The following is a 16046-nucleotide window of genomic DNA, read 5'->3' as shown; positions in this document are numbered from 1 at the left end:
TATCTAACATCAGAAGGTAGCTACGCTCGTAATACTTGGGTAGGAAATTACTACCTCAAATCAAACGGTAAGATGGCTAAAAGTGAATGGGTTGATGGAGGTCGTTACTATGTAGGATCTAATGGATTATGGGAAACTAAAGCATCAACCAATAGTGAATATTCTGCTGCTTTAGGAAAGGCAAAGAGTTATAACTCGCTATTCCATATGTCAAAAAAACGTATGTATAGACAATTAACTTCTGAATTTGATAAATTTTCAAATGATGCAGCTCAATATGCGATTGATCATTTAGAAGCCGATTATAAATATAATGCCTTATTTAATGCTAAGAACTATAGAAAATTATTTAATATGTCTAAATCTGGTCTTTTCAATCAATTGACCTCTTATATAGATGGCTTTACAGAAGAAGAAGCTAATTATGCAATTCAACATCTTGACGACTAATTATTTAGAATAACTATTTTAACAGCAATTGACAAGTCAAGTTTAACAAAGTTGTTCCTCTGATTAAGAGAGTATCTTTCAAGCTGTTTGAGTGAGCTCAAACAACTTTTTTGCGCACTATATCCAAGTTCAAAATAGAAGGTTCTCCTATTGTCTTTCCACCCAGAACAGAATGGATTTTCCAATTTCAAAAAGGGGTTGGAGTTTATGGGTGTGAACAAAGGCATCTATGCTATGTCCCGTTGGTTTCTCCCCAGTCTATGAGCAAACTCAGCAGGTTTGAGTCCTACGTTTATACTGTTTTTCGAAACTCTAGTATATCAGATGAGCATGTCTTTTGTTTTGAACTTCATTTTAAAATAGGGCTTTCATAAATAGTTATTATTTGAATGTAAAAAAAATTAAGTATATGGTATATTATAAGTGTAAATCATAAGAAAAGGAGATTTTTATGAGAAGATCAAAAAAAATTTTGGTTACAAGTTTAGCAGCAACTACTTTTGCACTTGTTTCTTTTTCAGATACAATGGGGATGTTGCCTTTCTCATCTCAGAAAGTATCTGCTCAAGAAAAGGATGCGTCTAAAAATGGTAAGATTGTAAAAGAGAATAAAAAACCCGCACCAAAACCCGCTCCGAAGCCAGCACCAAAACCCGCGCCTAAGCCGGCACCAAAACCCGCGCCTAAGCCCGCACCAAAACCTGCGCCGAAGCCGGTACCAAAACCCACGCCGAAGCCAGCACCGAAACCCGCGCCGAAGCCAGTACCAAAACCCACGCCGAAGCCAGCACCAAAACCCGCGCCGAAGCCAGCACCAAAACCTGCGCCTAAGCCGGCACCAAAACCTAAAGAAACAACTCCTAAACAGGATAAATCAAAATCTAAAGTTCAGTCTGGCTGGGTAGGAAATTACTACGTCAAATCAGATGGAAAGAGAGCTAAAAATGAATGGGTAGATGGTGGTCGTTATTATGTTGATTCTGATGGAAAAAAGGTTAAAAGTGACTGGATTTATGATAAAAACCATGGTTCATATTATTATCTAACAGCAGAAGGAAGCTCTGCTCGCAATAAATGGGTAGGAAATTCTTATCTCAAATCAGATGGAAAGATGGCCAAGAATGAATGGGTAGATGGTGGGCGTTACTATGTTGATTCTGAAGGCAAAATGCTAAGGAATAGATGGGTAGATGGTGGCCGTTACTATGTAGGATACGATGGTGTGCGGCAACCAAAACAGGCAGATGGGAACCCGTACAATGCTGCTTTAAGTAAAGCGAAAAGCTATAATTCGTCTTTACGTCTGTCAAAAAAAGCTCTCTATGACCAATTAACGTGGCATGGTTTTTCAAGTTCAGCAGTGCAGTATGCCATCGATCACTTGAATGCAGATTACAAAGCAAATGCCTTAATTAAAGCAAGAGAATACCGAAAGAATACCAATTTATCAAAGACAAAAATTTATGAGAGGCTAACTTCTCCTTGGAGTGGACAATTTACAAAAGAAGAAGCTAATTATGCAATTCAAAAACTTAATCTACCATCAGAAGGCAGCTATCCTCGCAATAAATGGGTAGGATACTATTATTATAAATCAGATGGAAAGATGGCCAAGAATGAATGGGTAGATGGTGGCCGTTACTATGTGGGATCAGATGGTGAAATGGCTAGGGGCAAATGGGTAGATGGTGGCCGTTACTATGTAGGATATGATGGTGTGCGACAACCAAAACCGGCAGATGGGAACCCGTACAATGCTGCTTTAATTAAAGCGAGAAGCTATAATTCGTTTTCACATATGTCAAAAAAAGCTCTCTATGACCAATTAACGTGGCATGGTTTTTCAAGTTCAGCAGTGCAGTATGCCATCGATCACTTGAATGCAGATTATAAGGCAAATGCCTTAATTCGAGCAAGAGAATACCGAAAGAATACCAATTTATCAAAGACAAAAATTTATGAGAGGCTAACTTCTCCTTGGAGTGGACAATTTACAAAAGAAGAAGCAAACTATGCCATTCAACATCTAGGGGATAAATAGTTATTAATTATAAAATGTAACTTTTTCATGCAAACCTTTGCACAAATCTAACGATTTTGTTATACTAGTACTGTAAGCATTTTCAATTAAAAAGGAGAATATGATGAGTCAAAAGATTATTGGGATTGACCTTGGTGGAACTTCTATCAAATTTGCAATCTTAACAACAGCAGGAGAAATCCAAGAAAAATGGTCTATCAAGACTAATATTTTGGATGAGGGAAGTCATATCGTTGATGATATGATTGAGTCTATTCAACATCGCTTGGACTTGCTTGGATTGGCAGCAGCAGACTTCCAAGGTATTGGAATGGGATCACCAGGTGTGGTTGACCGTGAAAAAGGAACTGTTATCGGTGCCTACAACCTCAACTGGAAAACCCTTCAACCAATTAAAGAAAAGATTGAAAAAGCCTTGGGCATTCCATTTTTCATCGATAATGATGCCAACGTGGCCGCTCTCGGTGAGCGCTGGATGGGTGCTGGTGATAACCAACCAGATGTTGTCTTTATGACACTCGGTACTGGTGTTGGTGGCGGTATCGTCGCTGAAGGCAAATTGCTTCACGGTGTGGCTGGTGCAGCAGGTGAGCTTGGCCACATCACTGTTGACTTTGACCAACCAATCGCATGTACTTGCGGTAAGAAAGGTTGCCTTGAGACAGTCGCTTCAGCAACAGGGATTGTCAACTTGACTCGTCGTTATGCTGATGAATACGAAGGTGATGCAGCCTTGAAACGCTTGATTGATAACGGAGAAGAAGTAACTGCTAAGACTGTCTTTGATTTGGCAAAAGAAGGAGACGACCTTGCTTTGATCGTTTACCGTAACTTCTCACGTTACTTGGGAATCGCTTGTGCTAACATTGGTTCAATCCTAAACCCATCAACCATCGTTATCGGTGGTGGTGTATCAGCTGCAGGAGAATTCCTTCTACAAGGTGTTCAAAAGGTTTACGACGAAAATACCTTCCCACAAGTACGCACAACAACTAAATTGGCTCTTGCAACTCTAGGAAATGACGCTGGAGTTATCGGAGCAGCATCACTTGTATTGCAATAAAATAATAAAAGGAGAAAAACACTACTTTAAATCGAGTGATTTTCCTCCTTTCTTTTTTTATGCTATACTAGTTAGGACAATAAATGAGGTGAGAGTAAATGACAAAAGCAGATACGATTTTTAAAGAAAATATTGAACGAATCCTCAAAGACGGTGTCTTTTCAGAGCAGGCTCGTCCCAAGTACAAGGATGGAACCGTTGCCAACTCCAAGTATGTAACGGGTGCCTTTGCAGAGTATGACTTAGCAAAAGGGGAATTCCCCATCACAACCTTGCGTCCTATTGCCATCAAATCCGCAATCAAGGAAGTGCTCTGGATTTACCAAGACCAGTCAAATAGCCTAGACGTGCTTAATGACAAGTACAATGTTCACTACTGGAATGACTGGGAAGTGGGAGATACGGGAACTATTGGTGAGCGTTACGGGGCGGTCGTTAAGAAACACGACATCATCAATAAGCTTCTCAAGCAGTTGGAAGCCAACCCTTGGAACCGCCGCAATATTATCTCTCTCTGGGATTATCAAGCTTTTGAGGAGACGGACGGCCTCCTCCCATGTGCCTTTCAGACCATGTTTGATGTCCGCCGTGTAGATGGAGAAATCTATCTGGATGCGACCTTGACGCAACGATCGAATGATATGCTGGTGGCCCACCACATCAATGCTATGCAGTATGTGGCTCTTCAAATGATGATTGCCAAACATTTCGGCTGGAAGGTTGGGAAGTTCTTCTACTTTATCAACAACCTCCATATCTATGACAATCAATTTGAACAAGCTCAGGAATTGCTTCGTCGTGAACCGTCAAACTGCCAACCACGTTTGGTTTTAAATGTGCCAGATAAGACCAATTTCTTTGATATTAAAGCAGAGGATTTTGAGTTGGTGGATTATGACCCTGTCAAGCCGCAGTTGAAGTTTGACCTAGCTATTTAAAAGAATAGAAAAAGAAGTTGAGATAATGAATCCCAACTTCTTTTGTTTCTTAACGTGATACGCGGCGGCGAGCTGCTTTTTTACGATTTTCTTCGATGAAAGCTGCTTTTTGCTCTTCTGGTTCAATCACTTTCTTTTTGAATGCGTATACTGCACCTGCAACTGCAGCGACAGTTCCTGCGACACCTGTTACAAGACCTTTAGCGAATCCTTTAGCCATGAGTCTTCCTCCTTTAAATTCTCAATCAGCCAGCCTCCTCAAGAGGTCACATTTTTCTGACTGACCTTTTTGTGTTATAATAATAGTAACGAAAAAATGGGAATTTTTCAAGGAAAAAAGATGAAAACAAAAATAATTGTGATTGTTGGACCGACTGCAGTTGGAAAGACAGCTCTAGCCATTGAAGTTGCAAAGCGTTTTAATGGCGAAGTGGTTAGTGGCGATAGTCAGCAGGTTTATCGAGGTCTAGATATTGGGACGGCAAAGGCTAGTCCAGAAGAGCAGGCAGCTGTTCCCCATCATTTAATCGATGTTAGAGAGGTAACCGAGTCTTACTCGGCTTTTGATTTTGTTTCAGAAGCTAAGATGGCTATTGAGGATATTCACAGTCGTGGAAAGCTGGCCATTATCGCTGGTGGGACTGGACTGTATATCCAGAGCTTGTTAGAAGGCTACCATTTAGGTGGGGAGACACCTCATGAGGAGATTTTGACTTATCGGGCTAGTTTGGAGCCTTATACAGATGAGGAATTAGCCCATCTGGTGGAGCAAGCTGGCCTTGAGATTCCCCAGTTTAATCGTCGTCGTGCTATGCGTGCCTTGGAAATTGCCCATTTTGGTCAAGATTTGGAAAATCAAGAGAGTCTATATGAACCGCTGATTATCTGCTTAGATGATGAACGTAGTCAGCTTTACGAGCGCATTAACCGCCGTGTGGATCTGATGTTTGAGGCTGGACTTTTGGATGAGGGCAAGTGGCTTTTTGACCATTACCCTGATGTGCAGGCTGCTAAAGGCATTGGCTACAAGGAACTCTTTCCTTACTTCCGTGGAGAGCAGACCTTGGAGGAAGCCAGTGAGATTCTCAAACAGGCGACTCGTCGTTTTGCTAAGCGTCAGCTAACTTGGTTCCGTAATCGCATGCAGGTCACCTTTTATCAGATTGGAGAGTCTGGTGTGCAAGACCGCATTTTAAGCCAGATAGAGGAGTTTTTAGATGATTGATACGGAAAAAAAAGAGGAGCGAGTCCTGCTCATTGGTGTGGAATTGCAGGGCATGGACAATTTTGACCTCTCCATGGAAGAATTGGCCAGTCTAGCTAAGACAGCTGGGGCAGTCGTTGTAGATAGCTATAGACAAAAACGTGAAAAGTATGATTCCAAGACCTTCGTCGGCTCTGGTAAGTTGGAAGAGATTGCGCTTATGGTGGATGCAGAAGAAATTACCACTGTCATCGTCAACAACCGTCTGACACCAAGGCAAAATGTTAATCTAGAAGAAGTTCTGGGTGTCAAGGTCATTGACCGTATGCAGTTGATTTTGGATATCTTTGCCATGCGGGCTCGAAGCCATGAAGGGAAACTTCAAGTCCACCTAGCTCAGCTTAAGTACCTCCTACCTCGTCTAGTCGGCCAAGGTATTATGCTCAGCCGTCAGGCAGGGGGAATTGGTTCCCGTGGACCTGGTGAAAGCCAGCTGGAGCTGAACCGTCGTAGTGTTCGCAATCAAATCACGGATATCGAGCGTCAGCTCAAGGTTGTTGAGAAAAATCGGGCGACTGTCAGAGAAAAACGTCTGGAGTCTAGCACCTTTAAGATTGGTTTGATTGGCTATACTAATGCTGGGAAGTCAACGATCATGAACACCTTGACCAGTAAGACTCAGTACGAGGCAGACGAGCTCTTTGCGACTCTGGATGCTACAACTAAGAGTATTCATCTAGGAGGCAATCTCCAAGTAACTTTGACAGATACCGTGGGCTTTATCCAAGATTTGCCGACAGAGTTGGTATCCAGTTTTAAGTCAACCTTGGAAGAAAGCAAGCATGTTGATCTTTTAGTGCATGTCATTGATTCCAGCAATCCTTACCACGAGGAGCATGAAAAAACAGTCCTGTCCATCATGAAAGATTTGGATATGGAAGATATTCCTCGCCTGACCCTTTATAATAAAGCGGATTTGGTGGAGAATTTTACGCCGACCCAAACGCCCTATGCGCTCATTTCTGCTAAGTCTGAGGATAGTCGTGAAAATTTGCAGGCACTATTTTTAGAGAAAATCAAGGATATTTTTGAATCTTTTACCCTGCGCGTGCCTTTTTCAAAGTCCTACAAGATTCATGATTTAGAAAGTGTGGCGATTCTTGAAGAACGTGATTATCAAGATGATGGGGAAGTCATTACAGGCTACATTTCCGAGAAAAATAAATGGAGGTTAGAGGAATTTTATGACTGATATTAAAACGTTGGCTCTAAAATATGGGGGCTATACAAGTCTGGACAAGGTCTATCTGGATCAGCTTCTAGCTGGTAGAACAGAGCAAGAGCAGTTGGCACTGATCACACCTCCGCCAAGTGTCGTTAATGCCTACTTTGCAGAACTCTACCAGAAAAAGAGTCCTGAAGCAGCGACGGATTATTTTGCGGAACTCAGTCAGGAACTGAATCTTTACAACGTTGAGCCAAGTTTCACCATAGAAAACAAGCCTTTTATTCGTCTTAACCTATCTGGCAAATCCTTTGGTTTTTGTTATGAGAGTGAGGGTCTGGGTCGAATTTTCTCTGAAAATGAGGAGAAGATTTCGGATGATTTGCTCTTTGAAATTGCACAAATTTTCCCTCATCAGCTAGTCTTTGAGGAGGCTGGTAAGATTTACATGAAAGCTGTTGGAGATGAGGAAGTTGTTAGCATGGAGAGTCTCACAGCTTTGACTGATTTGGAAATCTTGGCTGACGGTCGCAAGCGTCTCAAAGGCTACAGCCAAGAGGATGTATTACAAGAAGCTAGAGCTTTTTCTGGCAAGCGCTATTTCCGATCGGAAAACCGCACAGCCATGTTATATTTTGATTAATTAGAAAGTATCGAATGGATATTCAATTTTTAGGAACGGGGGCAGGTCAGCCCTCTAAAGCCCGCAACGTTTCCAGTCTCGCCCTAAAACTCTTGGACGAGATTAACGAAGTCTGGCTCTTTGACTGTGGAGAAGGTACGCAAAATCGCATTCTTGAAACCACAATTCGACCACGTAAGGTCAGCAAAATCTTTATTACCCACCTGCATGGAGACCACATTTTTGGCCTGCCAGGTTTCCTTTCTAGCCGTGCCTTTCAGGCCAATGAAGAGCAGACAGATTTGGAAATCTATGGACCGCAAGGGATCAAGTCCTTTGTCTTAACCAGCCTTCGTGTGTCAGGTTCGCGTCTGCCTTATCGCATTCATTTTCATGAATTTGACCAAGATTCTTTAGGAAAAATCCTTGAGACCGATAAATTCACTGTCTATGCAGAAGAGCTGGACCACACTATTTTCTGTGTTGGTTACCGTGTCATGCAAAAGGACTTGGAAGGAACGCTGGATGCTGAAAAACTCAAGGCAGCTGGTGTCCCATTTGGCCCACTTTTTGGGAAAATCAAAAACGGCCAGGATGTTGTTTTGGAAGACGGAACTGAAATCAAGGCAGCAGACTATATCTCAGCGCCACGTCCTGGTAAGATTATTACCATTCTAGGCGATACCAGAAAAACCAATGCCAGTGTGCGTCTGGCTGTCAATGCCGATGTCCTTGTCCATGAATCCACTTATGGCAAGGGCGATGAAAAAATTGCTCGTAATCACGGCCACTCAACCAACATGCAGGCAGCGCAGGTGGCACTAGAAGCAGGTGCCAAACGCCTCCTGCTCAACCATATCAGTGCCCGTTTCCTCTCAAAAGATATCAGCAAGCTCAAAAAAGATGCGGCTAGTGTTTTTGAAAATGTCCATGTGGTCAAAGACTTAGAAGAAGTGGAAATCTAAAAGATTGGGAAAGGATAAGTATGCCTACTATTCTCATTACCGGTGCTAGCGGTGGCCTAGCCCAAGAAATGGTCAAACTCTTGCCAAATGACCAACTCATCTTGCTTGGTAGAAATAAGGAAAAATTAGCCCAACTCTACGGAAATCATCCCCATGCAGAATGGATTGAAATCGATATTACCGATGACTCAGCCTTAGAAACTCTGGTAGCAGACCTCTATCTCCGCTATGGCAAGATTGATGTTTTGATTAATAACGCTGGTTACGGGATCTTTGAGGAATTTGACCAGGTTTCCGACCAAGATATTCATCAGATGTTCGAGGTCAATACCTTTGCCCTAATGAATCTATCTCGTCGCATTGCGGCAAGAATGAAGGAAAGTCGAAAAGGCCATATCATCAATATTGTTAGCATGGCAGGTTTGATCGCTACTGGCAAGTCCAGTCTCTACTCAGCTACCAAGTTTGCGGCTATTGGTTTTTCAAATGCCTTACGCCTCGAACTGATGCCTTATGGTATTTACGTAACGACTGTCAATCCAGGACCAATCCGTACAGGATTTTTCGACCAGGCCGACCCAGATGGAAGCTATCTCAAGTCGGTTGAACGCTTCCTGCTGGAAGCAGATGCAGTGGCTAAAAAAATTGTTAAGATTATAGGAAAAAACAAACGAGAACTCAATCTACCAATGTTGTTGAACCTAGCCCATAAGTTTTATACCCTCTTTCCAAAGCTAGCTGATAAGCTGGCAGGGGAGACTTTTAATTATAAATAGAAGAAGTTCCTTTTAAAGGGACTTTTTTACTTCTTTTAATTTAAAGGGTAATAAGTGTTTTTTCTTTTAAAACTACATTCAGTTTTTTAATTCTTCTACAAATTTTAGAAAAAACTATCAAAAATATCATTTCATATGCTAAAGTATTGAAAATTCCTATATTATTTAATAAAATAAGGGTAAAAGACTATTAAAAGTATGCGCTTACATAAAAATGAAAGCGATTACTAAAAGGAGGACCTTATGGAAAAAAGCCATTGGAATCGGAAAAGAGTCTATAGCATTCGTAAATTTGCTGTAGGAGCTTGCTCAGTAATGATTGGAACTTGTGCAGTTTTATTCGCAGGAAATATAGCTGGAGAATCTGTAGTTAATGCGGATGAAACACCTATTACTCATACTGCTGAGAAACCTAAAGAGGAAAATCCTATAGTAGAAGAAAAGCTTGATCAAGCTTTGGAAACTAAAAATGTAGTCGAAAGTGCAGCACAAAAACAACCTAGTGCCACTGAGTCTATTTCATCTGAGAAGAAAGAAGATGAAGCAGTGACTCCAAAAGAGGAAAAAGCATCTTCAAAATCTGAAGAAAAAGCTCCAAAGATAGAATCACAAGCTTCAAGTCAAGAAAAACCGCTCAAGGAAGATGTTAAAGCTGTGACAAATGAAGAAGTCAACCAAATGATTGAAGACAGAAAAGTGAATTTTAACCAAAATTGGCACTTTAAACTCAATGCAAATTCTAAGGAAGCCATTAAACCGGATGCAGATGTATCTACGTGGAAAAAATTAGATTTACCGCATGACTGGAGTATCTTTAACGATTTTGATCATGAATCTCCTGCACAAAATGAAGGTGGACAGCTTAACGGTGGGGAAGCTTGGTATCGCAAGACTTTCAAACTAGATGAAAAAGATCTCAAGAAAAATGTTCGCCTCACTTTTGATGGCGTCTACATGGATTCTCAAGTTTATGTCAATGGTCAGTTAGTAGGTCATTACCCAAATGGTTATAATCAATTTTCATATGATATCACTAACTATTTGAACAAAGATGGACGTGAGAATGTAATTGCTGTTCATGCAGTCAACAAACAGCCAAGTAGCCGTTGGTATTCAGGTAGCGGTATTTACCGTGATGTGACTTTACAAGTGACAGATAAGGTGCATGTTGAGAAAAATGGGACAACCATCTTAACGCCAAAACTTGAACAACAGCAACACGGCAAGGTTGAAACTCATGTGACCAGCAAAATTATCAATACGGACGACAAAGACCATCAACTTGTAGCAGAATATCAAATCGTTGAACGTGGTGGTCAGGCTGTGACAGGTCTAGTACGTACAGAGAGCCGTACCTTGAAAGCACATGAAGTAACTAGTCTTGATGCGATTTTAGAAGTTGAAAGACCAAAACTCTGGACGGTTTTAAATGACAAACCGGCCTTGTATGAATTAGTTACACGTGTTTACCGGGACGGTCAATTAGTTGATGCTAAGAAAGATCTGTTTGGTTACCGATATTATAACTGGACTCCAAATGAGGGCTTCTCTTTGAATGGTGAACGCATTAAATTCCATGGAGTTTCCTTGCACCATGACCACGGAGCGCTTGGAGCAGAAGAAAACTACAAGGCTGAGTACCGTAGACTGAAACAGATGAAGGAAATGGGAGTGAATTCGATTCGTACGACTCACAACCCAGCAAGTCCTCAGACTTTACAGATTGCAGCTGAACTTGGCTTACTTGTTCAAGAAGAGGCCTTTGATACTTGGTATGGCGGAAAGAAACCTTATGACTATGGACGTTTCTTTGAAAAAGATGCTACCCATCCTGAGGCTAAAAAAGGTGAAAAATGGTCCGACTACGATCTACGTACTATGGTAGAGAGAGACAAAAATAATCCTGCTGTTTTTATGTGGTCAATCGGAAATGAAATCGGTGAAGCAAATGGGGATCCCCATTCTCTAGCGACTGTTAAACGTCTAGTCAAAGTTATCAAGGATGTTGATAAGACTCGTTATGTTACCATGGGAGCAGATAAGTTCCGTTTCGGTAATGGTAGCGGTGGGCATGAAAAAATTGCTGATGAATTGGATGCTGTTGGATTTAACTACTCTGAAGATAATTACAAAGCCCTTCGAGCTAAGCATCCAAAATGGTTGATTTATGGGTCAGAAACATCTTCAGCAACGCGTACAAGAGGAAGTTACTTCCACCCAGAGCGTGAGTGGGTACAAAGTAATCAGTCATGGCGTAACTATGAACAGTCAGATTATGGAAATGACCGTGTTGGTTGGGGTAAAACGGCAACTGCTTCATGGACCTTTGATCGTGATAATGCTGGCTATGCTGGTCAATTCATTTGGACAGGTACGGACTATATCGGTGAACCAACTCCATGGCACAACCAAAACAACACGCCGGTTAAAAGCTCTTATTTTGGTATCGTAGATACTGCAGGTATTCCAAAAAACGACTTTTATCTTTACCAAAGTCAATGGGTTTCTGCAAAGAAAAAACCAATGGTTCACCTTCTTCCTCACTGGAACTGGGAAAACAAAGAGTTGATAGACAATGTAGCAGACGCGGAAAATAAAATCCCTGTACGTGCTTATTCTAATGCTGCAAGTGTAGAATTGTTCTTGAATGGAAAATCTCTTGGTCTTAAGACTTTCAACAAAAAACAAACTAGTGATGGACGAACTTACCAAGAAGGTGCTAATGCTAATGAACTTTATCTTGAATGGAAAGTTGCTTATCAACCAGGTACCTTGGAAGCAATTGCTCGTGATGAATCTGGCAAGGAAATTGCTCGAGATAAGATTACGACTGCTGGTAAGCCAGCGGCTGTTCGTCTTATCAAAGAAGATCATGCAATCGCAGCAGATGGAAAAGACTTGACATACATCTACTACGAAATCGTTGATAGCCAAGGGAATGTAGTACCAACTGCCAATAATCTGGTTCGCTTCCAATTACACGGACAAGGCCAACTTGTCGGTGTCGATAACGGGGAACAAGCCAGCCGTGAACGCTATAAGGCGCAAGCAGATGGTTCTTGGATTCGTAAAGCATTTAATGGTAAAGGTGTTGCCATTGTCAAATCAACTGAACAAGCAGGTAAATTCACGCTGACAGCCCATTCAGATCTCTTGAAATCTAGTCAAGTAACTGTCTTTACTGGTAAAAAAGAAGGACAAGAAAAGACTGTTTTGGGGACAGAAGTAGCAAGAGTTCGTACATTAATCGGTAAAGATCCAAAAATGCCGAAAACAGTAGGTTTTGTATACAGCGATGGTAGTCGTGAAAAACTTCCAGTAACTTGGTCTCAAGTCGATGTTAGTCAAGCAGGAGTTGTGACTGCTAAAGGTACAGCAAATGGACGTGAGGTAGAGGCTCGTGTCGAGGTTCTAGCAATTGCGAAAGAATTACCAACAGTTAAACGTGTTGCTCCAGGAGCAGACTTGAATACTGTAGATAAATATGTGTCAATACTAGTAACCGATGGAAGTGTACAAGAGTATGAAGTAGATAGCTGGGAGATTGCGGAAGCAGATAAAGCCAAACTTTCAGTAGCTGGATCACGTATTCAAATGACTGGTCAGTTAGCTGGAGAAACTATTCATGCAACCCTTGTGGTAGAAGAAGGAAAAGCTGCAGCACCTGTAGTGCCAACTGTTACTGTTGGCGGTGAGGCAGTAACAGGGCTTACTAGTCAACAACCAATGCAATACCGCACTCTTGCTTATGGTGCCCAATTGCCAGAAGTCACAGCAAGTGCTGAAAATGCTGATGTTACAGTTCTTCAAGCAAGCGCAGCAAACGGCATGCGTGCGAGCATCTTTGTTCAGTCTAAAGATGGTGGCCCTCTTCAAACCTATGCAATTCAATTCCTAGAAGAAGCACCAAAAATTGCTCACTTGAGCTTGCAAGTGGAACAAGCTGACGGTCTCAAAGAAGACCAAACAGTCAACTTGTCGGTTCGAGCTCATTATCAAGATGGAACGCAAGCTGTATTACCAGCTGATAAGGTGAGCTTCTCTACAAGTGGTGAAGGGGAAGTTGCAGTCCGAAAAGGAATGCTTGAGTTGCATAAATCAGGAGCACTTACTCTGAAAGCTGAATATGAGGGTGCTACAGGTCAAATCAATCTCACTATACAAGCAAATACTGAGAAGAAGATTGCGCAATCCATCCGTCCTGTAAATGTAGTGACAGATTTACACCAAGAACCTACTCTTCCGTCAACAGTAACGGTTGAGTATGACAAAGGTTTCCCTAAAGCTCACAAAGTCACTTGGCAAGCTATTCCGAGAGAAAAACTAGACCACTATCAAAGCTTTGAAGTGTTAGGTAAAGTTGAAGGAATTGACCTGGAAGCGCGTGCTAAAGTATCTGTAGAAGGCATCGTTTCAGTTGAAGAAGTTAGTGTGACAACTCCAATCGCAGAAGCACCACAATTACCAGAAAGCGTTCGTACATATGATTCAAATGGTCACGTTTCATCAGCTAAGGTTGCATGGGATGCGATTCGTCCAGAGCAATACGCTAAGGAAGGTGTCTTTACAGTTAATGGTCGCTTAGAAGGTACTCAATTAACAACTAAACTTCATGTTCGCGTATCTGCTCAAACTGAGCAAGGTGCAAACATTTCTGACCAATGGACCGGTTCAGAATTGCCACTTGCCTTTGCTTCAGATTCAAATCCAACCGACCCTGTTTCAAATGTCAACGATAAATTGATTTCCTTTAATGACCGACCAGCCAATCGTTGGACAAACTGGAATCGTAGTAATCCAGAAGCTTCAGTCGGTGTTCTGTTTGGAGATTCCGGTATCTTGAGCAAACGCTCCGTTGATAATCTAAGTGTCGGATTCCACGAAGACCATGGAGTTGGTGCACCGAAGTCTTATGTGATTGAGTATTATGTTGGTAAGACTGTTCCAACAGCTCCTAAAAACCCTAGCTTTGTAGCCAATGAAGACCATGTATTTAACGATCCAGCTAATTGGAAACAAGTGACTAATCTAAAAGCTCCAGAACAACTCAAGGCTGGAGAAATGAATCACTTTAGCTTTGATAAAGTTGAAACTTATGCTGTTCGTATTCGCATGGTTAAAGCAGATAACAAGCGTGGAACGTCTATCACAGAAGTACAAATCTTTGCGAAACAAGTTGCGGCAGCCAAACAAGGACAAACAAGAATCCAAGTTGACGGCAAAGACTTAGCAAACTTCAACCCTGATTTGACAGACTACTACCTTGAGTCTGTAGATGGAAAAGTTCCGGCAGTCACAGCAAGTGTTAGCAACAATGGTCTAGCGACTGTTGTTCCAAGTGTTCGTGAAGGTGAGCCAGTTCGTGTCATCGCGAAAGCTGAAAATGGCGACATCTTAGGCGAATACCGTCTGCACTTCACTAAGGATAAAGACTTACTTTCTCGTAAACCAGTTGCTGCGGTTAAACAAGCTCGCTTGTTGCAACTAGGGCAACCACTTGAATTGCCGACTAAGGTTCCGGTTTACTTTACAGGTAAAGACGGTTACGAAACAAAAGACCTGACAGTTGAATGGGAAGAAGCTCCAGCAGAAAATCTGACAAAAGCAGGTCAATTTACTGTTCGAGGTCGTGTCCTTGGTAGCAATCTTACTGCTGAATTCACTGTACGAGTGACAGACAAACTTGGTGAGGCTCTTTCAGATAACCCTAACTATGATGAAAACAGTAACCAGGCCTTTGCTTCAGCAACTAATGATATTGACGACAGTTCTCATGACCGTGTGGACTATATCAATGATAGAGATCACTCTGAAAATCGTCGTTGGACAAACTGGTCTCCAACGCCATCTTCTAATCCAGAAGTATCAGCAGGTGTGATCTTCCGTGAAAATGGTAAGATTGTAGAGCGGACTGTTGCGCAAGCCAAACTTCACTTCTTTGCAGATAGTGGTACAGATGCACCATCTAAACTTGTTTTGGAACGTTATGTCGGTCCAGACTTTGAAGTGCCTACCTACTATTCAAACTACCAAGCATACGAATCAGGCCATCCATTCAACAACCCAGAAAATTGGGAAGCTGTTCCTTATCGTGCGGATAAAGACATTGAAGCTGGTGATGAAATAAACGTAACATTTAAAGCTGTTAAAGCCAAAGCCATGAGATGGCGTATGGAGCGTAAAGCAGATAAGAGTGGTGTTGCGATGATTGAGATGACCTTCCTTGCACCAAGCGAATTTCCTCAAGAAAGCACTCAATCGAAGATTCTTGTAGATGGAAAAGAACTTGCTGATTTCGCTGAAAATCGTCAAGATTATCAAATCACCTATAAAGGTCAACGTCCAAAAGTCTCAGTTGAAGAAACCAATCAAGTAGTTTCAACAGTTGTAGATAGTGGCGATGATAGCCTTCCAGTACTTGTTCGCCTCGTTTCAGAAAGTGGAAAACAAGTTAAGGAATACCGTATCCAGTTGATCAAGGAAAAACCAGTTTCTGAGAAAACAGTTGCTGCTGTACAAGAAGAACTTCCAAAACTCGAATTTGTTGAAAAAGATTTGGCCTACAAGACAGTTGAGAAAAAGGATTCTACGCTGTATCTAGGTGAAACTCGTGTAGAACAAGAAGGAAAAGTTGGAAGAGAACGTATCTTTACAAGCATTAATCCTGATGGAAGTAAGGTAGAAAAACTCCATGAAGTGGTAGAGGCATCAACAGACCGCATTGTCTTGCTTGGAACCAAACCAGGCACCTCTCTTCCAGAA

The 16046-nt window shown here is 41.8% G+C and carries 11 protein-coding genes; 10 read left to right on the top strand and 1 reads right to left on the bottom strand.

Annotation, left to right across the window (positions count from 1 at the left end):
• The 4 genes from HMPREF2701_RS02570 to HMPREF2701_RS02555 all read left to right on the top strand — a co-directional run.
• Nucleotides 1–450 (top strand): Ltp family lipoprotein (locus tag HMPREF2701_RS02570; protein ID WP_222563128.1); only part of this gene is annotated, 450 nt, incomplete at its 5' end.
• Between the two features lie 451 nt (nt 451–901).
• The gene (locus HMPREF2701_RS02565; protein ID WP_070482029.1) at nt 902–2491 is read left to right on the top strand and encodes an Ltp family lipoprotein; all 1590 of its coding nucleotides are present in this window, start codon (nt 902–904) and stop codon (nt 2489–2491) included.
• A 103-nt stretch (nt 2492–2594) separates the two neighbouring features.
• A complete protein-coding gene (locus HMPREF2701_RS02560) occupies nt 2595–3554 on the top strand; it encodes an ROK family glucokinase (RefSeq protein WP_020902451.1) in 960 nt (319 codons plus the stop codon).
• Between the two features lie 98 nt (nt 3555–3652).
• Entirely contained in the window at nt 3653–4492 is an 840-nt protein-coding gene (locus HMPREF2701_RS02555; protein WP_042750919.1) for a thymidylate synthase, read from the top strand.
• Nucleotides 4493–4541: 49 nt separating this feature from the next.
• On the opposite strand, the gene HMPREF2701_RS02550 is transcribed toward HMPREF2701_RS02555, so the two are convergent.
• Nucleotides 4542–4712, bottom strand: coding sequence for a DUF3042 family protein (locus HMPREF2701_RS02550; RefSeq protein WP_001051780.1), 171 nt, complete (start codon nt 4710–4712; stop codon nt 4542–4544).
• A gap of 120 nt (nt 4713–4832) precedes the next feature.
• Here HMPREF2701_RS02550 and miaA point away from each other — a divergent pair, with 120 nt between their 5' ends.
• The 6 genes from miaA to bgaA all read left to right on the top strand — a co-directional run.
• Nucleotides 4833–5717, top strand: a complete 885-nt coding sequence (gene miaA / locus HMPREF2701_RS02545; protein WP_061590299.1) for a tRNA (adenosine(37)-N6)-dimethylallyltransferase MiaA — start codon at nt 4833–4835, stop codon at nt 5715–5717.
• Complete coding sequence (gene hflX / locus HMPREF2701_RS02540; protein WP_070482028.1) at nt 5710–6948, top strand: GTPase HflX; 1239 nt, start codon at nt 5710–5712, stop codon at nt 6946–6948. The genes miaA and hflX overlap by 8 nt, the downstream gene beginning before the upstream one ends.
• Nucleotides 6941–7564 carry a hypothetical protein gene (locus tag HMPREF2701_RS02535; RefSeq protein WP_061590297.1) on the top strand — a complete coding sequence of 208 codons (624 nt, stop codon included), beginning with the start codon at nt 6941–6943 and terminating at the stop codon, nt 7562–7564. The genes hflX and HMPREF2701_RS02535 overlap by 8 nt, the downstream gene beginning before the upstream one ends.
• A 14-nt stretch (nt 7565–7578) precedes the next feature.
• Nucleotides 7579–8508: a ribonuclease Z gene (gene rnz / locus HMPREF2701_RS02530; protein WP_033681589.1), complete on the top strand. Its 930-nt coding sequence runs from the start codon at nt 7579–7581 to the stop codon at nt 8506–8508.
• Nucleotides 8509–8528: 20 nt separating this feature from the next.
• Entirely contained in the window at nt 8529–9284 is a 756-nt protein-coding gene (locus HMPREF2701_RS02525) for an SDR family NAD(P)-dependent oxidoreductase (RefSeq protein WP_061590296.1), read from the top strand.
• Between the two features lie 243 nt (nt 9285–9527).
• A partial coding sequence (gene bgaA / locus HMPREF2701_RS02520) for an LPXTG-anchored adhesin/beta-galactosidase BgaA (protein ID WP_070482027.1) occupies nt 9528–16046 on the top strand: 6519 nt, incomplete at its 3' end.

This window comes from Streptococcus sp. HMSC077D04 (assembly GCF_001808785.1).
GTDB lineage: Bacteria > Bacillota > Bacilli > Lactobacillales > Streptococcaceae > Streptococcus > Streptococcus mitis_BX.
The sequence above is the reverse complement of the archived record's forward strand: the minus strand, read 5'-3'. Positions and strand labels throughout refer to the sequence as shown.